At 41.0% G+C, this 24,931-nt stretch carries 27 protein-coding genes and 1 tRNA gene (1 of these 28 cut by a window edge); 15 read left to right on the forward strand and 13 right to left on the reverse strand.

Annotated elements, in window-relative coordinates:
- Positions 1-1,092, reverse strand: partial view of an OBG GTPase family GTP-binding protein gene (locus QC759_RS03115; protein ID WP_048072293.1) — the 5' portion only. The gene continues 3 nt to the left of window position 1, outside the view; 1,092 of the gene's 1,095 nt are visible here — the first part of the coding sequence; its start codon is at positions 1,090-1,092; the stop codon falls past the left edge of the window.
- 165 nt (positions 1,093-1,257) lie between these two features.
- Positions 1,258-3,657, reverse strand: a complete 2,400-nt coding sequence (locus QC759_RS03120) for an STT3 domain-containing protein (protein ID WP_048072294.1) — start codon at positions 3,655-3,657, stop codon at positions 1,258-1,260.
- Positions 3,658-4,094: 437 nt separating this feature from the next.
- Here QC759_RS03120 and QC759_RS03125 point away from each other — a divergent pair, with 437 nt between their 5' ends.
- Entirely contained in the window at positions 4,095-4,673 is a 579-nt protein-coding gene (locus QC759_RS03125; RefSeq protein WP_048072295.1) for a hypothetical protein, read from the forward strand.
- Between the two features lie 55 nt (positions 4,674-4,728).
- On the forward strand, positions 4,729-4,929 hold the full coding sequence (locus tag QC759_RS03130; protein ID WP_048072296.1) for a helix-turn-helix transcriptional regulator: 201 nt from the start codon (positions 4,729-4,731) through the stop codon (positions 4,927-4,929).
- A gap of 105 nt (positions 4,930-5,034) precedes the next feature.
- On the opposite strand, the gene topA is transcribed toward QC759_RS03130, so the two are convergent.
- On the reverse strand, positions 5,035-7,191 hold the full coding sequence (topA, locus tag QC759_RS03135) for a DNA topoisomerase I (protein ID WP_048072297.1): 2,157 nt from the start codon (positions 7,189-7,191) through the stop codon (positions 5,035-5,037).
- A gap of 304 nt (positions 7,192-7,495) precedes the next feature.
- Here topA and QC759_RS03140 point away from each other — a divergent pair, with 304 nt between their 5' ends.
- Together QC759_RS03140 and QC759_RS03145 are read left to right on the forward strand one after the other, a co-directional pair.
- A complete protein-coding gene (locus QC759_RS03140; protein ID WP_048072298.1) occupies positions 7,496-8,023 on the forward strand; it encodes a YfcE family phosphodiesterase in 528 nt (175 codons plus the stop codon).
- Between the two features lie 25 nt (positions 8,024-8,048).
- Positions 8,049-8,669, forward strand: coding sequence for an RlmE family RNA methyltransferase (locus QC759_RS03145; RefSeq protein WP_048072299.1), 621 nt, complete (start codon positions 8,049-8,051; stop codon positions 8,667-8,669).
- Positions 8,670-8,838: 169 nt separating this feature from the next.
- On the opposite strand, the gene QC759_RS03150 is transcribed toward QC759_RS03145, so the two are convergent.
- The gene (locus tag QC759_RS03150) at positions 8,839-9,276 is read right to left on the reverse strand and encodes a hypothetical protein (protein WP_048072300.1); all 438 of its coding nucleotides are present in this window, start codon (positions 9,274-9,276) and stop codon (positions 8,839-8,841) included.
- Positions 9,277-9,703: 427 nt separating this feature from the next.
- Between QC759_RS03150 and mcm the strand changes: the two genes are divergently transcribed.
- From mcm to QC759_RS03175, 5 genes are all read left to right on the forward strand, one after another.
- Positions 9,704-11,716, forward strand: a complete 2,013-nt coding sequence (gene mcm, locus QC759_RS03155) for a minichromosome maintenance protein MCM (protein ID WP_048072301.1) — start codon at positions 9,704-9,706, stop codon at positions 11,714-11,716.
- A gap of 90 nt (positions 11,717-11,806) precedes the next feature.
- Positions 11,807-12,214, forward strand: coding sequence for a translation initiation factor IF-2 subunit beta (locus tag QC759_RS03160; RefSeq protein ID WP_048072302.1), 408 nt, complete (start codon positions 11,807-11,809; stop codon positions 12,212-12,214).
- A gap of 65 nt (positions 12,215-12,279) precedes the next feature.
- On the forward strand, positions 12,280-13,335 hold the full coding sequence (locus tag QC759_RS03165; protein ID WP_048072303.1) for a 60S ribosomal export protein NMD3: 1,056 nt from the start codon (positions 12,280-12,282) through the stop codon (positions 13,333-13,335).
- A gap of 197 nt (positions 13,336-13,532) precedes the next feature.
- Complete coding sequence (locus tag QC759_RS03170) at positions 13,533-14,492, forward strand: tyrosine--tRNA ligase (protein ID WP_048072304.1); 960 nt, start codon at positions 13,533-13,535, stop codon at positions 14,490-14,492.
- Between the two features lie 210 nt (positions 14,493-14,702).
- The gene (locus QC759_RS03175) at positions 14,703-14,948 is read left to right on the forward strand and encodes a hypothetical protein (protein ID WP_331437026.1); all 246 of its coding nucleotides are present in this window, start codon (positions 14,703-14,705) and stop codon (positions 14,946-14,948) included.
- A gap of 233 nt (positions 14,949-15,181) precedes the next feature.
- Here QC759_RS03175 and tmk read toward each other — a convergent pair whose 3' ends face one another.
- Entirely contained in the window at positions 15,182-15,757 is a 576-nt protein-coding gene (gene tmk, locus QC759_RS03180) for a dTMP kinase (RefSeq protein WP_048073819.1), read from the reverse strand.
- A gap of 250 nt (positions 15,758-16,007) precedes the next feature.
- Between tmk and QC759_RS03185 the strand changes: the two genes are divergently transcribed.
- Complete coding sequence (locus tag QC759_RS03185) at positions 16,008-16,658, forward strand: diacylglycerol/polyprenol kinase family protein (protein ID WP_048072305.1); 651 nt, start codon at positions 16,008-16,010, stop codon at positions 16,656-16,658.
- 25 nt (positions 16,659-16,683) lie between these two features.
- Positions 16,684-17,244: a nucleoside/nucleotide kinase family protein gene (locus QC759_RS03190; RefSeq protein WP_048072306.1), complete on the forward strand. Its 561-nt coding sequence runs from the start codon at positions 16,684-16,686 to the stop codon at positions 17,242-17,244.
- Between the two features lie 37 nt (positions 17,245-17,281).
- Here the strand turns inward: QC759_RS03190 and QC759_RS03195 are convergent.
- A tRNA-Ala gene (locus QC759_RS03195) sits at positions 17,282-17,354 on the reverse strand.
- Positions 17,355-17,549: 195 nt separating this feature from the next.
- Positions 17,550-18,056 carry a PRC-barrel domain-containing protein gene (locus tag QC759_RS03200; protein WP_048072307.1) on the reverse strand — a complete coding sequence of 169 codons (507 nt, stop codon included), beginning with the start codon at positions 18,054-18,056 and terminating at the stop codon, positions 17,550-17,552.
- A gap of 284 nt (positions 18,057-18,340) precedes the next feature.
- Here QC759_RS03200 and QC759_RS03205 point away from each other — a divergent pair, with 284 nt between their 5' ends.
- Complete coding sequence (locus tag QC759_RS03205) at positions 18,341-18,763, forward strand: hypothetical protein (RefSeq protein ID WP_048072308.1); 423 nt, start codon at positions 18,341-18,343, stop codon at positions 18,761-18,763.
- Positions 18,764-18,810: 47 nt separating this feature from the next.
- Here QC759_RS03205 and QC759_RS03210 read toward each other — a convergent pair whose 3' ends face one another.
- The 3 genes from QC759_RS03210 to QC759_RS03220 form a co-directional block, all read right to left on the reverse strand.
- On the reverse strand, positions 18,811-19,209 hold the full coding sequence (locus tag QC759_RS03210) for a DUF5518 domain-containing protein (protein ID WP_048072309.1): 399 nt from the start codon (positions 19,207-19,209) through the stop codon (positions 18,811-18,813).
- Between the two features lie 478 nt (positions 19,210-19,687).
- Entirely contained in the window at positions 19,688-20,329 is a 642-nt protein-coding gene (locus QC759_RS03215; RefSeq protein ID WP_048072310.1) for a DedA family protein, read from the reverse strand.
- A 138-nt stretch (positions 20,330-20,467) separates the two neighbouring features.
- Positions 20,468-21,382 (reverse strand): DMT family transporter, encoded by a 915-nt coding sequence (locus tag QC759_RS03220; protein ID WP_048072311.1) that lies wholly within the window; start codon positions 21,380-21,382, stop codon positions 20,468-20,470.
- Positions 21,383-21,534: 152 nt separating this feature from the next.
- On the opposite strand from QC759_RS03220, the gene QC759_RS03225 reads away from it, so the two are divergent.
- Together QC759_RS03225 and QC759_RS03230 are read left to right on the forward strand one after the other, a co-directional pair.
- Positions 21,535-21,897, forward strand: coding sequence for a DJ-1/PfpI family protein (locus tag QC759_RS03225; RefSeq protein ID WP_279845013.1), 363 nt, complete (start codon positions 21,535-21,537; stop codon positions 21,895-21,897).
- A complete protein-coding gene (locus QC759_RS03230; protein ID WP_279845015.1) occupies positions 21,872-22,111 on the forward strand; it encodes a type 1 glutamine amidotransferase family protein in 240 nt (79 codons plus the stop codon). Before QC759_RS03225 ends, QC759_RS03230 begins: the two co-directional genes overlap by 26 nt.
- A gap of 9 nt (positions 22,112-22,120) precedes the next feature.
- On the opposite strand, the gene QC759_RS03235 is transcribed toward QC759_RS03230, so the two are convergent.
- Entirely contained in the window at positions 22,121-22,846 is a 726-nt protein-coding gene (locus QC759_RS03235; RefSeq protein ID WP_048072312.1) for a CDGSH iron-sulfur domain-containing protein, read from the reverse strand.
- Positions 22,847-23,050: 204 nt separating this feature from the next.
- Here QC759_RS03235 and QC759_RS03240 point away from each other — a divergent pair, with 204 nt between their 5' ends.
- Positions 23,051-23,512: an SAM-dependent methyltransferase gene (locus tag QC759_RS03240; protein ID WP_048072313.1), complete on the forward strand. Its 462-nt coding sequence runs from the start codon at positions 23,051-23,053 to the stop codon at positions 23,510-23,512.
- Positions 23,513-23,566: 54 nt separating this feature from the next.
- On the opposite strand, the gene QC759_RS03245 is transcribed toward QC759_RS03240, so the two are convergent.
- Both QC759_RS03245 and QC759_RS03250 read right to left on the reverse strand, forming a co-directional pair.
- On the reverse strand, positions 23,567-24,409 hold the full coding sequence (locus tag QC759_RS03245) for a UbiA family prenyltransferase (protein WP_048072314.1): 843 nt from the start codon (positions 24,407-24,409) through the stop codon (positions 23,567-23,569).
- 79 nt (positions 24,410-24,488) lie between these two features.
- Positions 24,489-24,776, reverse strand: a complete 288-nt coding sequence (locus QC759_RS03250; protein ID WP_048072315.1) for a hypothetical protein — start codon at positions 24,774-24,776, stop codon at positions 24,489-24,491.
- Positions 24,777-24,931 lie beyond the last annotated feature (155 nt).

Genomic DNA, 24,931 nt, shown 5'->3' on the forward strand with positions numbered 1-24,931 from the left:
TTTCTTGATTATCAACCTTAAAACATCTTTATCATCCAGTACATGTTCCAAACCAACTTTCTGGCCAGGGAATTTTACAGAATTTCCCCATACCTTGGCATGCCTGAAGTTTTTTAGAAAATCCCGGTGTAGTTTACCCGCCACCTCTTCTACCGTGGAACCCTTTCTCACAATTAGAGGGTCTTCCAAATCGGCTTTTTTACCCTGGGGTTTCAAATAAACTCTTATAAGTTTTAAATGTTCAAATATTTCCTCTTTAAGCTCTTCCATCATTATTCCTTTATCTGCAGCAACATAAAGGGCACTGTTCATTTTTTCTTCAAGTTCCGCCAGGTAAGAGGAATCTGCCAGGTCTATTTTATTTATCACCAGTAGCAGGGGGATGTAAACTATGCTGTTATCCAGGGAGTCTATGAAGCGATCAATGGTGATGTCTTCCCTGATGAGGACATCGGCACTGTGCACTCCGTATTCATTGAGTATGGAACGGATGGTCTTTTCATCCATATGGGTAAGAGGAACTGTGGATGCTACTTTAACTCCACCTATTTTCCGGCGTTTGACAGTCACGTCAGGGGCATTCTGGTTGGGTCTGATTCCAATGTTCAGGAGTTCTTCCCGGATGAGTTCCTGGTGGTGGGGGTTGAAAACATCCAGGACCATCACTATAAGGTCTGCATTCCGGGCCACAGAGAGGATTTCCCTTCCCCTTCCTTTACCTTTGGATGCACCGGTTATTATTCCGGGAATGTCGAATATCTGTATCTGTGCCCCACGGTAGTCCATTACCCCGGGAATTACATCCAGAGTGGTGAATTCATAAGCCCCTATTTTGGACTGGGCATTGGTGAGCTGGTTGAGTATGGTGGATTTTCCCACTGAAGGAAATCCTACCAGAACCACTGTTGAGTCACCACTCTTTTTAAGGGTGAATCCCCGCCCCTTAGTGCCGGATGAACCTCTTTTTATTGATTCCTCCCGTAGTTTAGAGATTTTTGCCTTCAATTTCCCAATGTGGTGGGAAGTGGCCTTGTTGTAGGGAGTTTTGGTGATCTCCTCTTCGATCTTGCGGATCCTGTCTTCGATGTCCATAAAGCTCACTTTAAAATAAGAGTATTAAAATTCAGGTTATTATAAAAAATCTTGTGTATTGGTATTTGTTGTTCAATGCTCTTAAAAACTTACCTTAATTCTAGTATTGATTTTCCACTTAAAAAAGTTTTAATTAAAATAAAAAAAAAGGAGAGGAATGGATATTTAAGTCACATTCCACACCATGACCTCGGAAATTCCTGTGGACGGCTTTTTAGTTGCCAGTTTGAAATGGCTTAATCCCTGCCCCTGCAGGAAGTACAGGCGGGTGAACATCGAGTTTTCCAGTTGCCGGTTCATGGCCACGGTAATCATGTTGTTGTCCTGGTAGATAGCCATTACCGAGAAGGCACTATCGTTGTTGACTATGGTATCCACTGCAGTGGTACCATTAACCACCACCATGAGCCGGTGGGGTTGAACAACCTTGTTACCCATACTGATTCCACCAGTCACACTGGAACCATTGATCTGGATGGTGACGTTATTTTCACCCATGATCTTCAGGGAATTGGTTCCGGAAGTGGCATTGGCCTGGGCCAGTGAGTAGATGTAGTTGGTGGAGTTTCCAGCAGTGAAGTTCCAGCTTCCAAAGTAAGACCACCAGCCGGCTTTACCCACCATATCGTAACTGGTGACAAATAAATCCGGAGTCACATTGGTGGGGTTGGTGTATTGGGACACATTTTTGGCCTGTTCTGCAGTTAAACCATACTGAGAGGTCATTATATTCTCAGCAGCAGTTTTATCCACGACCAATATTTTATCCATGATTTCCACGGTTTTGCCGGTGTCATTGGTGTAGGTTTCCAGTGTGTTGTATCCATTATCCCCACTTGAAGACAGCATTTTTAGTATCCCCGCAGAAAGTGTCTCATCGCTGGTGTACAGTGCCTTACCCACCCAGTAGGCCCGGGCATTGTTCTGGGAACCTCCGTCAAAGGTTACACCCCGGTCAGCTTTTACTGCAAAGAGGTGTCCGAAATCCCACCAGGATGTCATTACCGAATTATTGTTAGTGTTATTGTTCACCCAGGTTAGGGTATCCACCATCGAATCATCAGTACCGGGTACCACGGAGTTGGCAGTGGAGTAGGCCAGACCCACCGGTCCATAGGAGGCCAGTATCAGCACCAGAGCCATGGCAATAACATGGTAGGTGGGTGTTTTTATTTGAGTTTTGAGGTATTCGGCAATAATTCCCACGAATATACCTGCACAGAGGAGTAAAGGAAGGGAGAATGATTCAACGAATCGTATACCATTGGTTAATAGATAAGCCGTACCTCCCAGCCATACTGTAAATAACACCACATAATAAACCAGGTTGTCTCGCAGTGCAGGTTTTAAAAGACCTTTAAAGTCTTTCTGTTCTTTTACTACTTCCGGTTCCTCCACCTGTTTTCTGGATTTTTTCCTGTTTTTCTGTTTTCTGGTCTTTCTGGTCTTGGCAGCCTTTGGTTTTTTTCCAGTAGTTGTTTTAGGTTTTAAACCCCAGTAAAGGGATAATATTCCGCCTATTCCTAACAGGAAGGGTACTATTCCACCCACATCAGTTACCACCGCTGAAATGGTTGGAGCCTGTAACTCTCCCACGGATACAAATACGTTAGGGTAGGAGGAAGCATGTTGGGTGGTTGATAATAAGTTGATGGAACTGAAGGGCTGGGTTAAAAAGGTGAACATTTCCGTTCCCCAGGCCAGGAATATGGTTACCAAACTTATGACCAGGAACAGGACCAGTGGGAGGATGATGGGCTGATCCAGGAACCATTCTTTCTTAGTATCATAATTTTTCCATGATCGGACTGATTCTTCCTTTTCCAGGATGTATTTGGAGATCAGCATGTAAACTATGGTCACCCCAACCAGTAAGTATAATATATACCACCAACCGGACCAGGCCAGGGAGAAGACCAGCATGGAAATTGATGCATAAACTGCGTACAATATTTTCTTTCTTCTTTCCGTGGCGGTGATACTAACACTGAAGAACCAGACCACCAGTATCGGCAGGATCATGTTGAACATGTCGGTGTCAAAGAAACCAGCGAAGGTGTGGGAGAAGTAGAAGGTAGATAATCCCACCATTACTGCCGCGGCTATTCCCCCGTAATCATTGGTAATATCCCTGACGAAGAAAAATGCCGGGATAATACACAGTGAAGCTACGATGGCTGATGTCCAGAAGCTAACCTGGAGCAAGGAATAATCCCCAAAGATGTTGGCCAGGTAATAGAAGAAGGCCGTTATCCAGGCAATCAAGGGAGGGTATTCTGCTGATCTTCCGGGTGGGAAGTAGGAATGTAAGTCCCAGTCTGTGCCATTTTTAATGGTATCCCCTAGATATCCATGTTCCACAAAGTTCTCAGTTAAGCGGTAGTTATAATATGAATCCATCTCACTGAAGTAGGGAAGACCATTATCTTCCTGAAAGTAAGCTTTCACCTGGTCTGGAACACCAGGGATACCAGATGCCTCTGCCCGGAGGGAAAATGCTAGAGAAAATATAAGAATTACTATTATGATGGGCTTTAACTTAAATAAAATGTTCTTTGCGTCCATATTTTTTATTCCCCACTGACCTTTTTTTTGAAATTAAGATTGATCTGTAAACGTGTTGGTCTATTTATCTTATATTGGGATGTTTTAACTATTTAAAGTATAAGTTTTGGACAGGGGGAGTATTAATGATTTAAATGCAAGATTTGTTTTCGTATTATCAGCAACCATTAATTTTCAACACAAATTCCTTTATCACCCCAAAATTTCACCCGTTGATGAAAAGATGCTGTTTATGATTTATTTATTCCATTTTATCCTACCTCCACCATTATGCAGATTTTTATCAGTCGCCAAAGAAAAGATTTAAATAGGACGATGTTAGATCTATCAAACATAATGTGATAAAATTCTAACATTATGTTTTAAATAAATAACATAATGTTGTAAATAAATAACCAAATTGTGTGGGAAATGGATAGATATAAAGGTGATGAAAAATGGAAATAAAATTCAATTATTTCTGGGGAATTCTGGGATTTATGGGCCTGTTGGGATATGTTTTAGAAAATCCCAATTATTATGTGTTCTTTATTTTCTTCCTGTTCTTCTTAATTCCTATTTTTAACAAAACTGGCCAAGATAAGGATGCAAAACAGGCCCAAAAAGAAACATCAGTAACTGAAGAACTTAAGAGTTACAATAGATACAATTTAGGCATATGGTTGGGATCAGCAATCTTAATAGTGGATTCCCTGATGTTGATTATCTGGAAGACCATGAACGATATCATGGCCATTGGAATTCTACTGGGAATTATTGTTTACATCAGCAGTTTTTTCACCTATATTGGTATGGAAAAACATAACCGCGAGGAAAGGTTGCGTAAAATTGGAACAACCGCTGCCACCTATTCCTGGTATTTTACCCTGATATTTCTCTGTTTTTTAGTGGTAAACATGTTCTGGGCCCAAAACTGGCATAATACTGCAGAAATACTGGGATTAACCATCTTCGTCATGGTTTCCACCATGATCAGTGTTAACACCTACCTGAATTTTAAAGGGGATGTAGATTAATAGATGAGGGTAAATTACCAGATGAAACTACTAGTTACCCATTAAGGCGATGTAAATGAAAACCAGGATAAAAGAATTTCGGGCGCGCCATGATCTTACCCAGGCCCAGCTGGCAGAACAGGTAGGAGTTAGGAGAGAGACCATTGTTTTCCTGGAGAAGGGAAAATACAATCCTTCTTTGAAATTAGCCCATGATATAGCCGTAGTTCTAGATGCCAGTATCGATGAACTTTTCATTTTTGAAGATGAAAACTAGAAGAGGACATTGAATATTTGGACACAAATAGTTCAGAGGAAGGATTGATAAAAATTAGGAAAGTAAAAAAAAGTAAATTAAAAATAGTATGAAAAAGAAGTTTTTTTAAGTTTTTTCAGACTTTTTAGTGGTCTGTTCCTGTTTTTCCTCCAGTGAACGGGTGTAACGGCATCGTGGGAAGCCACTACATCCTACAAATTCACCATAGCGACCCCTTCTTTTAATGAGATCTTTACCACAGTCAGGACATACACCCACCACTTCATTCTGCAGAGGTTCTTCACCATCACGACCACACTTAGGATCCATACAGGCCCTCTGCCGTGGTTTTCCAAATGAAATCATTGGCAGGCCACATTCCTCACATTTAGTTTTAAGAACAGTGGCTCCTCGGGGCATGGAGTAGGTAGACTTACAATCGGGGTAAGAGGTGCATCCCACAAAGCTACCCCCTTTAGGTGAGTTGATCATGATAAGGTTGCCTCCACACTTGCACTTACCCACGATCATGCTCTCCCGGTAGGCAGAGTAAAGCTCCTGCCCAACTTTCATCTTGTTGGCATCGATATCATCCAGTATGGAACTTACTTCTTCCTTGGCTTCAGTTATTATCTCCTCTTTTTTAACTTCAGCCTTCATTATGCCCTCTAATTTGGTTTCAAATTCCCGGGTGAGTTCTTCGCTGGTTATTTTCTCAGAATACTTCTTTAGAGTATCAATAAGGCGTTCACCCAGCTGATTAACCGCTATTTTTTTACCTTCCACGTATTTGCGGTCGTATAAAATGGAAATTATGTTGGCACGGGTTGATTTGGTTCCCAGGCCTCTTTTTTCCAGTTCCCGGATGAGGGAAGCCTGATTGTATCTGGCCGGGGGTTTGGTTTCCTTTTCTTCAGAGTAAGCCTGTGCACCCAGAAGGTCCCCTTCCTTAAGTGCGGGGAATTCATCATTTTCCACCTTACGGTAGGGATAATGTTCTCTCCATCCCATTTTGGCCATTCTCTTCCGGCTGAAACTGAATTCCTGGCCACCTATATCCAGTTCGGTTTTCATGGTTTCCAGGATACCGTTTTCACCAAAAACACTGATGAAACGGTAGACGATGAGTTCGTAGAGTTTTTGGTAGTCTCTCCCCAGGCCTTTGGGAACCAGTCCGGTGGGGTGGATTGCCGGGTGAGCTTCGTCGGTTTTCTTACCTTCACGGGGTTTAATGGGTTCCTTAAGTTTATCAATCTGTTTTCTGAATGCTGCGTTCTTTTTAAGCTGACCCAGTATCTTCTTATAACCAATACTTGGAGGTAGTTTCTGGGAGGAAGTACGGGGGTAGGAGGTGTAACCTTCAGCGTACAGGTTCTGGGCAATGGATTGGGTTTTCTTGGGACTGAAACCAAAAACCCCGTAGGCCTCAGACTGCAAAGAACCCAGATCAAAGGGAACCGGAGGTAACTGGGGGGTTTCTTTAACACTGATTTTACTTACTTGGGCGTCTTTACCCTCACAATCAGCCAGGATCTCTTCCTGAACTTTTTTATCAAAGATTTTTCCCTTCTTATGATCGGCAATTATGTGCCCTTCCACTTTGGCCTTGATGAGCCAGTAGGGTTCCGGGATGAAGCTCTGGATTTCTTTCTCCCTTTCCACCAATATGGCCAGGGTGGGGGTTTGCACTCGCCCGGCAGAAAGCTGTATGTAACGGCTGGTGGCCTTCATTACTGAATCCGTGAGGTCTTTGGATATATTAACTCCAAAAATGAAATCCAAAACATGTCGGGCTTCTCCACTGTCCACCTGATTGAAATCAAGGTCAATGGGTTCGTTATAAGCCTTCAGCAGGTCTTCCTTGGTGAGGGTGGAGAACTTCATACGCACGGCTTTATCAATGCTGTCTTCACCACAAGCATACTTTAGTGCATTGAAACCAATCAAAGTACCTTCAATGTCGTAATCGCAGGCATGTACAAATCTGTCGGCATTTTTAGAGAATTTTTTAATGGCATCAATGTAATTCTTAACGTACCTTTTACTCTTATCCTTCTCATAAAGCGGGACCCATCCCACTTCAAACATCCGCCCCTTTTCCTTTTTTAAGGGAGATAAGGAGTATAAATGACCTACAGCAGAAAGTACTGTGGTTTTTTTCCCATCCTTCTCTATTTCATAGTAGGGCACCTTCTTGTAACTCTTTTTCACCGCTTTACCCGGTATGGCGCCTGCTATTTTTTCCGATGCCTTTGGTTTCTCGCATACTATAACTTCGTGCATGAAAATCACTTGGATAATAATTATTATACAAATTGTAATAGTTATATTGGTTTAAATCCAACAATCTGTAAGACAGACTACTATAATTTATGATTCATTATGGTAGATAATATATTATAAAACTGTAACTGATTTTACACATAACTTAAGTGACCACTGCAATATATATCTCAATGGGATCATAAACCAATAACAGATATATTCCCCCGGATATCAGAGACACTCAATTTTTAAGGGATAAATAAGCTTAGAACTTAACCCTGACTTGGATACTGGATCTTAATTAGTTTGAGGAAAGATATGAATGTTAATCGGAGTAATATCAGACACCCATATTCCGGAAAGAGCCAGAGCTATTCCAGACATAGTATTTGAAATCTTTAAAGATGTTGATCTCATATTACATGCTGGAGATCTGGTTTCATTGGAGGTAAAAGACCATCTGGAAAAGGTAGCCCCCACCATCTGTGTTCAGGGTAATATGGATCGTTATGGTGGATTGGATCTTCCCCGGAGGAAAACTTTAGATCTAGAGGGTGTTAAAATAGGTCTGGCACATGGAGAAGTTTATCCCCGGGGAGACACACAACAGTTGAGGTACACTGGTTTGGAAATGGGGGTGGAAGTTCTAATCACCGGACACACCCACTGGTCCTTTATCAAAGAACTGCCCGATATGCTGTTGCTTAATCCGGGAAGTCCTACTGTACCGCGATTATCAGAACCGTCAGTAATGATCATAGAATTGCAGGATGGCAAATTAGATGCTGAGATTGTTAAAATCGGAGCTTCCCCCTGTAAAGCACTTAATTTTAAGGGAAAAGTTGAATAAAAAGTTTTAAGGAGAAAAAGGATAAATGAATCAATGGAATCAGGAACACAAAAAAGAGGAGTACTATAAAAAAGCCAAACAACAGGATTATCGATCACGAGCCTCCTTTAAACTGCTGCAGTTGAATCGTAAATATAAAATAATTAAAAATGGAGATTCCGTGGTTGATTTAGGTGCTGCCCCGGGAGGATGGTCCCAGGTAGCCCTGGAACTGGTGGGTGAAGATGGCTTAGTAGTAGCTGTGGACCTCAACTGGATAAAACCATTCCCTGAAGAAAATTTCTGGGGTATTAAGGGAGATTTCACCGCGGAAGAGACTCTGGAGGAAATCAGGCGCACCTTGCAGGGCAAGGCACAGGTGGTAATATCCGATGCCGCACCTAAACTATCCGGAATCAAGGACTTGGATCAACTGCGATCAATAGATCTGGCCCAGACTGTACTCCTAATATGTGATGATGTCCTGAAATATAAAGGTAACATGGTTATGAAGGTTTTTCAGGGGGAGGGATACCCCGAACTCCTGAAAGAAGTTAAAAGAAAATTCCAAACTGTCCGAACCACCAAACCTCCGTCTTCACGGAAAAAAAGTGGTGAAATGTACGTGGTGGCCCGAGGATTCCAGAGAGCAGGGAAGCAGGATTAGGGTAGTACTGATTAACCACTTTAAATGAATTCCTATTTTCATTTATTTGAACACTAATTAACCAATTAATAACCAAAACATTAGAAAAAATAAGAAAAATAGGACTTTAATCACCACAGTAGGAATCTGTTGCCGATTAAACTCGTCTATTAACCACTTAAAGTCTACCTTAACCTACCCTTGATTTTATACCAGATAAACTAGTTTTAGCTACCTGTATTTGGGCTTGAGCAGTTTTTATACGTTCATTTACCTCATCAGAGGGTTTGCCTACGGAAATAGCACTGGAAACATCAGTAATGGCTGATTGGGCCTTAATTAACTCCAGTTCGGCTGTGTTGTAATCCTGCTTCAATTGGTTGTTACCTGAATTTTGCACCTTAGCCTTTACTGTATCATACTGGGCCTTTAAACTAGAATATTCAGATTGTAACGCTGCTAATTGCTCATTAGCATTACTAGAACTGGCATCCGTTGATATTAAAGATGAAATTGATTGAAATCCCAGGTAGGCCAGTATAGCAACCGTAGCCACAATCATGAGAACCCCCATGATGGAGATGGTCATGGAAGTGGCCTTGAACATTCTTAACCTTGATCTTTTCATGCATTCACCCTTTTGATTCTGACCTAAATACATTGAATAATACGGAATAGGTCCATTATAAAAAAAAATTATTGCCCTTAAGGTATTATTGGGAATAGCATCTTATTTACTATTTATAGATTATGAATCAAATCTTTAAGAAGCAATAATTCTTTGTTTTATATGTTGTTTATTATCAGACCACTCCTTTATAATTCTAACCAAAACACTACTATTTATTAAATATTTGTAAAATAATATTAATGAATATTGTTGGTATAAACCCCCATAATGGACATAAATAAGAATTTAATAGTATTAGGGTTTTTATATTAGTTATAAATTAATTTAAACAATTTTTAAGATGTTTAAAGCCCTTAATGAGTTTTTTAATAATCCTATTTTCCATGAGAATTATTTTTATAATAGGACATATTATAGTTAGACGATGGAAACTTCAGCTGAACCTACAACAGATAAAACTAAAAATCCAGTGGCCAAGTTCGAGGAATTCTTTAGTACCAAGTATAAAGACACTGTTTATGAATCTCTGGAGAAATATCCCGAGGATAGATCAGTGGTAGTGGATTACGTGGAGCTAGAGATGTTTGACCCGGACCTAGCAGACCTTATAATTGAAAAACCAGAAGAAGTAATTAAGGCTGCTTCCAAGGCTGTTCAAAACATTGACCCCCTCAGGAAAAATGCTGAATTAAATATTCGTTTTGAAAATGTGCGTAACAACATCCCTTTACGTTATTTGCGCAGTAAATTCATAGGGAAATTTGTAGCCGTAGATGGGATTGTGCGTAAAACCGACGAAATCCGGCCTAGAATCAGGAAAGCTATTTTTGAATGTCGCAGCTGCATGCGACTCCACGAAGTGCAGCAGAAAAGTAATGTAATCACTGAACCAGCCCTTTGTCAGGAATGTGGAGGGCGGTCTTTCCGTATTCTCCAGGAAGAGTCTGAATTTCTGGATACTCAGACCACCAAAGTTCAGGAACCCCTGGAAAACCTCTCCGGAGGGGAACAACCCCGCCAGATCAACGTTGTGCTGGAAGATGATCTGGTAGACACGGTAACCCCGGGGGATGTGGTGAGAATTACCGGGACCATGAAAACTGTCCGGGATGAGAAGACCAAGCGTTTCCATAACTACATTTATGGTAATTACATCAGTGCCCTGGAGCAGGAGTTTGAAGAGCTGGATATCAGCCCTGAAGATGAAGAGAAGATTAAGGAACTGGCTAAAGATCCAGATGTTTACAATAAAATCATTAACTCTACCGCACCCTCCATTAAAGGTTACAGGGAAGTTAAAGAAGCTATTGCCCTGCAATTATTCGGTGGATCTGCTAAAGAACTGGATGATAAAACCCGTATCAGGGGAGACATCCACATTCTCATTGTAGGGGACCCGGGTATTGGTAAGTCCCAGATGCTTAAATACGTCTCTAAACTGGCCCCTCGAGGTATCTACACCAGTGGTAAAGGAACCAGTGGAGTAGGTTTAACCGCAGCCGCAGTGAGAGATGAGTTCGGGGGTTGGTCCTTAGAAGCAGGTGCCCTGGTACTGGGGGATAAAGGTAACGTTTGTGTAGACGAACTGGACAAAATGAGACCGGAAGATCGTTCGGCCATCCACGAAGCCCTGGAACAGCAGACCATCAGTATAGCCAAGGCCGGGATCATGGCCACCCTAAACTCACGTTGTTCTGTTCTGGCCGCAGCTAACCCTAAATTTGGACGTTTTGACCGTTATAAATCCATAGCAGAACAAATTAACCTACCGTCAACAATTTTATCCCGTTTTGACCTCACATTTGTGGTTGAAGATAAGCCAAATATTGAAAGAGATAGCGCACTGGCCACTCACATTCTTAACACCCACCGGGACACTGCAGTGCCCTATGAGATCGAACCCGAACTCCTCCGGAAATACATTGCTTATGCCCGGAGAACGGTTCACCCCCACCTAACCAACGAGGCCATGGATGTGCTTCGAGAGTTCTACGTAGGTATGCGTGGCGGATCTGCTGATGAAGATTCCCCAGTGCCTATCACAGCTAGACAGCTGGAAGCTCTGGTCAGGTTAGCTGAAGCAAGCTCTAAAATTAGATTAGGAACCGAAGTAACACGTGAAGATGCTAAACGAGCAGTCACCCTACAGGAAAACTGTCTAAAACAAGTGGGATACGATCCAGAAACTGGTAAAGTGGACATTGACAAAGTAGAGGGACGTACACCTAAATCTGACCGGGATAAAATCCGGGTAGTGCAGGAAATTATCAAAGAACTGGAAGAAGAGTACGGAGGACGGGCCCCTACCAATATACTTATAACTGAAATGCGAGATAGATATAATATGAGCGAGGAAAAGGTTGAAGACCTTATTCGCCAGTTGAAACGAAAAGGAATCATTTACGAACCCCAGCAAGGTTACCTAAGAGTTGCCTAAGCTGGAATTATCTTAAATTTTTCTTTATTTAAGTTGAATATAATCTAAATCAATTTTATGCGGATTTTTAGTTTGCAGGAGGTATTAAACATGAGTGATTATAACGAATTACTGGACCGAGCCATTGAGCAATTACCACCACAGGCACTGGAAACCAAAAGGTTCTCCGTCCCCAAGGCTTACTCCATTATACAGGGAAACAGAACTATTATTCAGAACTTTGGGGAAATAGCCGATGCCATGAACCGGGACCCCCAGCACATACTCAAATTCCTGTTAAGGGAACTGGGTACAGCCGGAAACCTGGAAGGAAACCGAGCCATAATGCAGGGAAAATTCACCCACTACTTGATTAACGAGCGAATGGATGATTACGTGCAACGATACATTATGTGCCACGAGTGCAACCGGCCCGACACCAGGATAATAAGGGAAGACCGTATTTTCCTCCTTAAGTGTGAGGCGTGCGGAGCTAAAGCACCTTTAAAATCCCTTTAATTCCCTTTTTTATTCAATTACTTTTCTTATTATACTTTTCATTTAATAAACAAAGATTAGATACTATGTTCTGTATTGAATGCGGTAAAGAAGACGAAGAACTATTTGAAGGTCTCTGCAGTTCCTGTTTCATTGCGGGAAATAAGTTGATCACTATCCCTCCGGAATTAACCGTGGAAATTTGTGCCCACTGCTCAGCGGTACATGTAGGCGATAAGTGGATGAAAAATGAACTTTCAGAAGAGGAATTTATAGCAGAAACCATAGTTAAAGAGTCTATCCCCGATAAAGAAGCGGAAGATGTTGTTTTAGAAATAGACTTGCTCAATCAGAAGGGTTCTGTGCTGGAAATACTGATTAATGCTCGGGGAAAGATCCTGGGAATACCGGTAGAAAGGGAATTCCCGGTGAAAGTCAAAATCAACCGTAATGACTGTCCGGAGTGCAGTAAATATGCTTCTGGGTACTACGAATCAGTTTTACAGTTAAGGGCTGATAAACGAGTCTTGACAGATGAAGAAATAAAGGTAGCAGACGGGATCATTCAAAAACTCCTTGAAAAGCTGTTTCGTACTAACCGCATGGCCTATATTTCCCAGAGAGCAGAGCTCAAAGAGGGAGTTGATTACTACTTCGGATCCTACAAGGCCTCCCGTAAGATTTCCCATGCACTGAAAGACGAGATGGGAGGAACACTGGGAGAATCACCCCGACTCATGGGTCGGGATAAATCTGCAGGTAAGGATCTTTACCGGATATGGATATCCTTACGACTTCCTTCCTTTCAGGAGGGAGATTTCCTGGCCTATGATGATAACCTGGGGCAGGTAACTGATTTGAATGGTAGAAAAATAATGCTTCTGGATTTGAAGACCCTGGGAAAGATATCCCTATCCTGGCGTGAATACTCCCACCTGGATGTGGTGGCCCGGAAAGAAAATATTAAAACCACCACCGTTACCTCCAAATCCCCTACCCAAATACAGGTACTCCACCCCGAAACCTACCAACCAGTGGATCTGGATATTTTACCAGAGCTGGCCAGTTTAAACATTGGGGATCCAGTGGAAGTGATTGAAATTAAGGGAAAACTCTACATCATCCCCCCAAAAATCGTGTAATAAATTTGACCCTGAGAAAGAATAGATAAAAAAATGGTTGCTTACCCCCCAATGATTTAATAATTTCAAGATCATTAGATTAAATTAGTTAGATAAAATCAATGGAATTTGGTAGATAAATCAATGAATTAAGACCGATTTTAAGAATATTCAAACCAACTAAATTCTCAATAATCAATCCATGATGGTGAAATACAATGAATAAGAATTCAGTGCTAAGTACTATAGAACAAGGAACCCTGGAAGTGATAACTCCAGAAGAACTCGAGGCTAAACTGGAAAAAGACGAAAAAACCGCCTACATTGGATATGAACCATCGGGAAAAGTGCATCTGGGACATGCCATCACCGTTAAAAAGATGATAGACTTGCAGAAGGCAGGTTTCAGGATAAAAATTCTTCTGGCAGACCTTCACGCCTATCTTAATGGTAAAGGGAGTTTAGAAGAGATTGAAGAAATTGCCGAATATAATAAGCGTTGTTTTAGAGCTTTAGGGCTTTCAGAAGATACTGAATTCATTTTAGGTAGTAGTTTTCAGACCAGAGAAGATTACACCATGAATGTTTACCAGTTAGCCCTCTCCACCACTTTAACCCGGGCCCGAAGAAGTATGGCCCAGATAACCCGAAGTGCTGAGGATCATCAGGTGGCCGAGGTTATTTACCCCTTAATGCAAGTGGTGGATATGTTATTTTTAGAGGTGGACCTGGCTGTGGGCGGTATGGAGCAACGAAAAATCCATATGCTGGCCCGGGATAACTTACCCAAGTTAGGGTTCCAGTCACCGGTATGTATTCACACCCCCCTGCTCCACGGTACCGATGGCTCGGACAAGATGTCCTCCAGTAAAGAGAACTTCATTGCCATCGATGATGAACCCGCCATGATCCGGGAAAAGATCAAAAAGAGTTACTGTCCTGCCGGGGAAGTGGAAGGAAATCCTGTTTTGGAAATTGCCCATCACTTCATATTCAGTGAAATGGACACCCTACTTATTGAAAGACCGGAGAAGTTTGGGGGAGATTTAGAATTAAGTCAGGAAGAATTATTAAAAATGTACGGGGCCGGAGATCTGCACCCCCTTGACCTGAAAAATGGAGTTGCGGAGTGTTTGATCCAAGTTTTAGAACCAGTGCGGAATTATCTCCAAATTTAGAACCCTGGCGGATTATCTCCAATAGTTAGAGGAGGAGTCTCCCCTAATTATATGGAAAATTATTAGGAAGTAACTCCCAATAGGGTTAATACTGAATTTAGCTGAATAGGTTAATAATAAATTTAACCGAAATGTGTAAATGTTGATAATGTACCCCAGTATAAGGTTATGATGAATTTAACCAAGAAATGAAAGTTTTAGGTGATACCTATGGAAAAAGATAGACGTATGGAAGATGACCTGCCTGCTGAAGATACAATGCTGTATGAAATGAGAATCCCCGCCGGAATTACCCAAAGTATAGTGGCCGATATTATAACTAAATTCAGTCTGGAATTAAAAAACACAGATGACGGCCCAGTACTGTATGGAACAAAAGAAAACCTTGAAAATGCCCAGGACCACATTGTAAAGGCCCTTAATGAACGTATAAGGGAACTTGAAAATAAGAGTTAGATTTTTTTTTAAAATCTTCAATACATTCCCTTTTATAAATTGTTACTTTCCCTTTTGTAAATTGTTCATTTTTATAAATTGCCCTTTCCGGTCATTATAATTTAATCTGTCCCGATTTCTACCTACCTTTTATTATCCAACCAGGATAAACTACTCTTTTTAAGAACTCCATCTCCAAATTAGAACCATAACCATGTTACGTTGAAAATTTACAGAATTTGGAGTGTTAATAGTCAGATGCACATTCCCAATTTAGGTGCTACTATTCGTTTTATATCTTCATGTACCTTATTTACACCGTTATTGGCATTGACTACCATGAACCCATGCTCTTGAGCCAGTTTAAGATATCTCTGGCGAATAGTTTCCAGAAAAGTTACCTCCTCAAATTTATCCGTGCCCTCACAGCGGGCAATGGCCTTTTCTGTTTCCAGATCCAGGAGTATAACCAGGTCGGGTTCCAGGGCATACTGATTTATTTGAGCTATCCACTCTTCACCATTCTGATAAGCCAGACTGGAGTAGAATGAACGGTCACTAAGAACAATACGACCCGTTTCCTTCTCATTGCGGATGGTATCCATGAGAAGAGTCCGGTCTGCGGCAAATAGTAGTGCTAATGTCCTTTGAAATCCCTCATCCTGAGCCTGGGGGCTTTGAAGCATTTCCCGGATAAGTAGACCCACCGGTGAATCTGTGGGTTCTCTAATGCGAGTTACAGTTAATCCACAGTTTTCAATCCACTGGGCCAGTCTCTCCATTTGCGTGGATTTTCCAGCACCATCAATTCCTTCCAAACAGATGTACATAGCTCTTCCTATCCCCCAGATAATTAATAAAACTTTGGACCACTTGGAAAGATTCCCCCTATCACTGATTTTCACCAATCTTCCCTTTCAAAAACCTTCGTTTCCATCCCCCTGCACCATATATCCCCGGTAATCTTCTCTTTACCCGAACATGGCAGTTGGTCACTTAGACATCATTAATAATCTACATTTGGATGATCCCAAATTACAAACCCAAATTCTCTTATATAGGGAGAAAGTACTAAGGTTTATGGATAGTGGCGATATCATTGGTTTAATACTAGTTTACGCATATGTGATACTTTTACTGGTAATTTCCGAGAAAGTACTCAAGAAATATCCCAATTTCAGTAGAAAATTCCTGCATATCATGGTGGGAAATGTTTTATTTATACTGCCCTTCTTCCAATCCCGATGGGTTATGGCCCTATTAGCGGCTGCACCTTTTATTCTTTTAACTTTCCTAATCAGCCCCAATTCTCCCCTGAAAATAAAAGATAGGATATCTGGTTCAGGGCATGGTCTGGGTCTGGTTTATTACGCCATTTCCTGGACTGTTCTGGCACTTCTGTTCTTTGATCAACCCTGGATCATAGCCGTGGGTATAGCTGCCATGTCTTACGGGGATGGAATGGCCTCATTAATTGGTATGAAGTATGGTAAAATAAAATACAACCTAACCGGAGACAATAAAAGCCTGGAAGGATCCCTGACCATGTTTATTGTCCTTATAGGTATGTTGTGGGTGGTTTTAATGTACTATGCCGTGCCGGTCCAGCCCATGGTAATTGTGAGTGTGGCCCTGGTTGCTACCATACTGGAAGGAATAACACCCAAAGGCCTGGATAACATCACCGCATGTTTTTCCGCGGTTATAACCTATTTAATACTAACCATCTAAAAAACAGGGATAACGGGATGATTACATGCGTTTTATTATCATTGACGGCTTAGACGGGTCTGGGAAAAGTACCCAGGCCAAACTAGTGCAAAAAAAATACTTGTCCATGGGGGAAAGTGTTATACTGAGGGAACATCCCTCTACTGATAATTCTTACGGTAAAAAGGCAAAAGATGCACTTTTAGGTAGAGGGAAGGTCAATAAAATCAAAGCCTCCCTGTATTATGCTCTGGATGTTATCCGCTCTGTCCGCAAGTACCAGGGTAAAGCTGATAACATTATCATGGTCCGCTACCTCATGGGAGTGGCTTACCTGCCTTACCCCCTAGCCAAACTCCTCTATCATCTGTTCACCCTATTTTTACCCACCTCCGAGTACATGTTCTTCCTGGATCTGGAACCGGAAGAGTCCCTGGGGCGAATGTCAAAACGGGACGAAGAGGAAATGTTTGAAAATAGGGAAGACCTGATCAAGGTTAGAAAGAAGGCTCTTAAATTGGCTAAAGATTGGAACATAATTGACAGCTCGGGAAATGTTAACAGTGTTAAAAAGGATATCGAGGCTATTTTAGATGATCTGGGCTAATTGTTAGTTTATCCCGAGAAAAAGATCAGGTAAGAGATGGACTGGGCGGGATTTGAACCCGCGGCCTCTGCCTTGCGAAGGCAACGCTCTCCCATCTGAGCTACCAGCCCTCATTAAATATTTTAGTTGAATATGAGTTTAAATTCTCTTATTTTAATTACTTACAATTTTAATTCCATTGCTTATAATTAATACAAAGTTTTAATTCCCTTACTTTAATTGATAAAAATAATTACAGAAAAAATAAGTAAAAAAATTTTACAGATCCATCCCCCTGAACTCTGTAAATTTTTGTTAGGGAAGACTTAACTTATGGCAATTTCCTCAATCTGTTCTTTGGAAAGCTTCAAAATCATGTAGTCCCCAATTTCAGAGATATCATTGTTGGATATGTGGAAATGCTTCCGGTTGAAGGTTCCTCCCATGGTGATGACCACGTTGTGGATAATACTCCCCTCGGGATCAATTACCAGGTCCTGAATCTTGCCGATTTCTACACCCTCCCTGGTAAGGACTACTTTTCCTTCCAGGCTATTAAATCTCTGTTCTTTGGGTGCAAGATCATCCAGTTTATCAGTTTTAACCATATTTTTCAGGGTTTCACCATCAAATTTAACCTGAACATAGTCCCCTATTGCAGCTATATCATCCGTTCTAACTGCAAAATATTTTTTTCCAAAAGTAGAACCAATGGATATAAAAATCTGTTCAACTAAAGACTCTTTTATGGTAACCCCCAGATCTTCTACCTTTCCCACATCTCTGGCTTCTATATCTATAACTTTCATTCCAATAAATTCACTGACTTTCATTTTCTCATCACCTGCCCACGGAATCAGATATCTTTTAATTGTAAAGTAGATTGTTATAGTACTTATGAAGTTTTTAATATATAGTTATTTCCCATTACAGTCGCCGTATGTTGTTTTCTAACCAGTACCCGAGAATTTCCAATTTTTAAAGCTTTAAAAACCGTATACTTTATTAACCTCCTCCCCCTCCATGGTGACACATAAAGATAAGTGTAATTTACACCATAAATTATCATTAGAAATCTTCATGTTTGCCAAATAGAGGTCTCTTAGGGGTTATGTAAATGATTGGGAAAGAGAAACTCGTAGAAAGAATAGAAGAAACAGAACTGGAAAAAACACATGCCGGGAATGATCTGTGGGAGAAACATATTTACATGAGAGATAAAGTTCTCATTGTTGGCTATGAAAAAGAAGAAACATATAACAAACCAAATCCCGGGGAAGAGATAATTAAGAATTATTACTGGTACTGGGAACTCAGAGATTCTACAAATTGGAATGTCTTATTCGATAATCATGATAAAGAGTTCAGTTTTTGTGAATCAAACGTGGGGGGGTACACGGATCAGGACCGGGTGGAAGATCTGGTGGGGGATATTGAAGAGGAAGATGTTTGCACCTGGAGTGAACAGGACTGGATCGAAGATATTTCAGAGGATATAGCCGAAGAAACAATTGACTGGTTAAAAAGCCTTGAAAAATAGGTAAAAACTAAAAAAAGGTAAATGGGGAAAGAATTGGATTAAAAAATCTATTCTTCCACTTCTTCGTATTCCATTTCACTTTTATCAAATTCAATCCGGAGTAATGAACCAAACACTCCTCCCACAGTGGCCACCACTATTTCCAGTACTAAGTAGATCAGCGCGGTACTGATTATACTGACTATAAAGTCACCGTAACCCTGCAGGTACATCATCACTATTAAGATGACATTGGTAATGATTCCACCAATTACCCCTAAAACAACTCCATTAAGGGCTCCATTCTTCTCAGTTTCATTTATGATAAAACCAACTACCAGCCCTGTCAGTAAAAATGACGGTAATATTAAACTTACCCCGGAAATAATGTCTGAAATTATGTAGGATGTTAAGATTATTACTGCTCCAATTATCACTGTTCTCCATTTTATAATCTCTTTAATCACACTATCCACTCCTTGAATTGTTTTAACATATTTATATGGCCTCAAAAAACTGGATGAAGTTAGAGTATTACTATTATCCCCAACGAACCTATTTGTGAGGGAGTATTGAAATTATCCTGTTTTAGAGTTTAACATATGGATCCTTCATTACCGGGGAAAGACAGGGAGGTGTAGACTGTAAACTTTCGGCGAATTTATGTCATAAATTGGGCATGAATTCCCCTATTAACGATAATGGGAGGTCACCACCAGATACCTTTCTGCAAGGGGCCATATTCTCCACTGGAAACTTACCTAAATATATCAGTTAAGCCAGTTCCATAGCAATTGTTTTTACAAGTATGGTTTAAATAAATATTCCAAATTTTATACCAATTTCACCCAAATCACCCTTAGAGAGTTAACAATTTAGGTCATTGGGGGATATTGGTAAAGGGTTCTTGCAGTAATCAACTCCTAACTATTACTCTTTATTCCTTCATTTTTGATTTTTTTCTCGTCTTTTCAGTACTATGAAACCTATAACCACTACTATGATAATTACCGTTACTAGGTTACCTATGAATGATACTTGGTCCTCCAGGACCAGGTAGATATTTCCAGAGAACCAGGCCAGCATTCCCCAACCAAATATCTGCACTGCGGACCCCAGAAAGGTGGTGATGATGTATTTTTTCAAGTCATACCGGATCACACCACAGAAGAGGTTGATGGCTATGCTGGGAATAACCGGGAAACAACGGGCCAGGAACATGAAAATATCATCATAACGGCTCTTTTTGAATTTTATTTCCACTTCTTTCACATCTTCAACTGAAACTCCCAGGTACTTACTGGTCCGTTTTATGAAGGGTTCCCCCAGTTTATAGGCCAGGGTGTAGTACACAAAGGATCCTACCGTGATTCCCATGGAAGCGGGTAGGACCACCTTCAACAGCAAAGTTCCCACCGCTGCCAGTGAAAAACTGGTTCCCTTAAGCAGGAGGAAAGTGGAGCTTAAAACTATTAGGCTGGCCGGAATTGGCACAATTATCTGTTCCAATATGCAACCAATGAACACTGCCCAGGATACATTGGCCACAATGAAGGATTCCGTGATGTTAATTATCTCAGAGAACATAACAACCTCTAATTTTTAATAAAATCATCTAAATAAGAAAGTTTCAGACTTTAGGAATTTCAATTCACATGGTGAATGGTCTAATTTATAACCACCGGAATAATTTGCTCCCCCTATACCTTGAATTCTTTTTGGTGATTAATCTTTGTTTACCTCCTTATACAAAATGAGTATACCGGCAAACATCAACAGGCCAAAGAATAACTGGAAAATTCCTAAAGGTTCTCCCAGAATTAAAAAGGCAACAATTGCACCGAATAATGAACTGGTGGAAAATATAGAACCAGTCCGGGTGGATCCGATTTCACGGATGGCGATATAGATTAAAAGCATGGAACTACTCATACACCCTAAACTAACAAACAACAGTAGAGGGACTGCATTTAAAGGAAGGTTGAAGCTCAATCCCATAAAGAGACTCATTATTACTAAAATCAGCCCTCCTACTCCACATTTGATTCCCGTGAGTAAGAACAGGTCCCTCTTATTACTCAAAAATTTGGTTAAGGTGGTGTCCATACTCCAGAAGAAACAGGCTAAAATAACCAGGATGCTTCCCCCTAAGTTCTGCTGGAAAGATATACCCTGTAAATTATTGGTGCTCAAAAATACAGCCCCTAATAAAAGAAAAGCAAAACCAAGTATGTCTTTAGCTTTAACTGTCTCTTTTAAAAAGAGTACACCCAGAATGATAATGAACAGTATTTCTACATTGCATAAGAGGGCGGCATTCACTGCCGTGATCTGATCCAGACCACTTAAGTACAGTGCCGGGGCCATAACTGCACCACAAATGGCGGTCAAAAAGAGGGTTACATAGTTTTTACCGGTGATATGAGTTTCCACCTTGCTTTGGCAATGCATAACCTCCAGTAAGGGTGAATTTAGGGGTGAAATTCTTATTAGTAACAGTAACATACTGGCCAGGGTGTAAACCATTGCCGCCAGTACCAGGGGATGCAGGTAACCCAGTAATATTTTATCCAGGGAATACCAAACCCCAAATAGTATTGCCACCATTATGGCACTTAGATATCCCCAGAAACGACTCATATTACACCTGCTTGGAACTTAATTTACACTTCATCTTATGATTGCCCACAGATCCATTTAATGAAAAGGCATCTACATTGATATCTTGATTAATAGAAACTTTCATAGGTTTATATACTTGTGTAAAAAGTAAACTGCAAGGGAGAAAAAATATGAAAACCGCTTATTTACTGGTGTTTGATGGTTTGTCTGACTGGGAGCCTGGCCTGGCAATTGCTGAAATAAATAAATCAAAAAAATATCAGGTTAAAACTATCGGTCTCAACCAGAATACGGTAACAACGGTGGGGGGAGTCTCCATAGTACCAGACTACACCCTTGATGAGATAAATTATGGTGATGCTGCCCTTTTCCTATTACCCGGTGGAGAGTTACTGGAAAAAAGTCCATTACCCCCACTGGTGCCGGTGGTTAGGAGGTTCAGGAAACTGGAAATACCAGTGGCCGCTATATGTGGACCTACGGTTTTCTTAGCCCCGCCATGGTTTTTTGGAAACTGCACAACATACCAGTAATGGAAAAAAGTACCTTCAGGATTTAATAGGAGATTATCCGGGCAGTGATTTATACCTTAACCAGCCATCTGTTTCTGATAAAGGGGTGATCACCGCAAACGGCATAGCTTCCGTGGAATTTGCCCGAGACATACTCAGTGAACTGGATATTTACGACCCGGAGACCCTGAAAAACTGGTACGACTTTTTTAAGAATCCCTGGCTGGAGGATTGAGGACTTTTTTTATTCCTCATCCAAACCCCATTTTTTCCTGAATTTTAATTTCTGCTGGGCAGTCATCCAGTGGCTACCATCACAGTAGGGTTTATTTTCTGATTTCCCACAACGACAGAGGGTAACCCTGTTACGAGCTTCGTAGAGTGTCCCATCAGCTGATTCTATGGGTATTTTCCCTCTCACCCATATTGGACCCTGGCATTTCTTCTGTTCATCATGGACTAAGACAATTGAAGGTTCAAATTCTTTTTCAAAAGGTTTGCCAGTTTTTTTATCCCATAAAACCAGCCTCCCTGAGGGGCATATCATGGCTTCTTCAATGGCGGTTTGTTTTGCCTCCGGGTCACTGGATTTTTCAATTAAATTTCGTATACCTCCTGATCTGAGGCAAAAACGGGAGTGGTCACAGAATTCATGGGCATCGGTTAATTTCAGCTCGGGCCCTTCAAATATTTCTGCCTTCTCCAGGTAGGGTTTTCTGCTGGCAGTTTCAGTTCCATCGAAACCAGTGCCCACGTGTGTGCCATCACAGTATGGTTTGTCCTTGGATTCCCCACATCGACACAGGGTGTAGGTTTCTTTAACTGGATACTGTTTTTCATCCATCAGGTCTTTGGTGTGGCCGGCTTCATCGGTGACTATTACCTGCTGGTAAAGGGGCACACCACCAGAGACAATATAGGGGCCGTTTTTAACGATTTTGATCTTCATTTCTTTTTTATCCTTATCCATCAAAACCCTCCGCGGATATTCTATATCTTTATTAATCTTACTGTATAACTAATTAATTATATGTGCCTCTTTAAAATTTAAAAGAAGATATATTAATCTTTAAAAATACATAGCTAACCCATTTATTGACAGTTTGGGGGTTTTGACCTGGTTAATATCCTGATTCCTATAATATTAATCTTAGTAATTGTAGTTTCCGTTTCCATGCTCTGGCCACTGGCCATTGGTGCAGCCTACTCCCCCTCCTCCAGGAGGGTGGTTCGGAAGATGCTGGACATGGCCCAAGTGAGTGACAACGACCGGGTCTATGATTTAGGCTCCGGGGATGGTAGGATAGTAATTGAAGCCGCCCAGAGATACCAGGCACGGGGAGTGGGGGTGGAAGCTGATCCCCTGCGGGTGATGTGGTCCTGGTTAAGGATCACCCGGCTAGGACTCAAACCGCAGGTGAAGATCATCTGGGGTAACCTATTCCACCAGGATATAAGTAGGGCTACGGTGGTGGTTCTTTTCCTGTGGGGACGGACCAATGATAAATTGAAGGATAAACTTCAACAGGAGCTTGAACCAGGAACCCGGATTGTATCTTATGTCTGGAAGTTCAAGGGATGGGATCCAGTTAAAGTAGATAGAAAGGACCGGATCTACCTTTACATTGTTGATTAAGATAAATCCAGCATTACTATTAAATACTTAGGACAGTTTAGATTAAAAAACCTATTATTTTACTAAAAGAGACCATAAAAAGGGCGAACCCACGGCAAAGGCCACAAAGGTGATGGCCATGCCTAACTTGATTCTTTTGGATATTTTCCCACTATTTTCCATGGACTGGTCCTTTAATATGGACATTGCACTGTACAGGAAGATTACAATAGCCAAAAAGAGCACCGGAAGATAAAAAACACTGAAAACACCCATAAAATATAGTATAGGGCTGGTAACACTGGCAATTATCATGAACAGGGCAGCTAATAGGGAGGAAATCCGGTTACCATACACTATGGGTAAAGTGGTAGCCCCTTCCTCTTTATCACCCTCCTGATCTTCCATGTCCTTGACGATTTCCCGGGCCATTGTCATTAAAAAGGCATAAAAACCTAGATAAATTGAAACTGCTATTTGTTCCACTGCTATGCCTCCAAAAACAAAACACAACCCGGTTAAAAATGAAATACTGAGGTTTCCAATTAAACATTTTGTTTTCAGGTCCTGGGCATAGTAGATCATTAACAGGGAACTGGAAAGTGCGATAATTCCCAGAAGCAAGTTTATGGCAAAAGCGATGATTATACCCACGGCAAATAGGGAAATTGAATATACTAATGCCCCTTTAAGGGAAATTCTCCCGGAAGGAATGGGTCGCTGTGGTTTGTTAATGGCATCGATCTTGTGGTCAAAGTAATCATTGATACTGTTCCCTGCCCCGGTAACCAGGAAAACTACCACTGCTGCCATTAATACTTCAAAGGTAAATTTACCACTAATAATTGCCATTAAAAAAATGGCAATAACCGCCATTACTGCATTTCCAGGTCTTAATATTTCTAAATAGGGATTCATGATAACACGCAAAGTATGGTTAAATTATTGTTAGTAAGATGAGTTTTATTTAACAAAAATACCCTGATCAAGGGTGATTTTAATTTTCATAATCAGGATCCGGGTCTTCCTGGTTCCGTATCCTCAATTCTTTCTGGCATTTTTCCAGTTCCCGGCGCAGCAGCACCAGCTTTAACCATAAATAAATGGTCAAACCCAGCAATATGAAAAGGAGGATCAGTAAAAATCCAGTTACAATACCAGCTGCCATGGCCTGCCATAGAAGGGTAAACCCGTAAATCAGGTAAAACACTGCACCTATAACTCCCAAAATAAGTGCCAGGATTACAACTATTTTTAAGGTTTTTAAAAGCTGTTTTGTTTCCATATTTTCCCCAGAGATTATTTTATTGGGATTTTATTATAATTTTATATACATTTTACCCTATACAAATAGTATACCATGTGTACCATCCTATGAGCTTCGCCTCCCGTTGGTGAAGGGGACTCTGGTGGTAGGGTGCACATTGCCGATCTCTTATT

Source organism: Methanobacterium formicicum (genome assembly GCF_029848115.1).
Classification (GTDB): domain Archaea; phylum Methanobacteriota; class Methanobacteria; order Methanobacteriales; family Methanobacteriaceae; genus Methanobacterium; species Methanobacterium formicicum.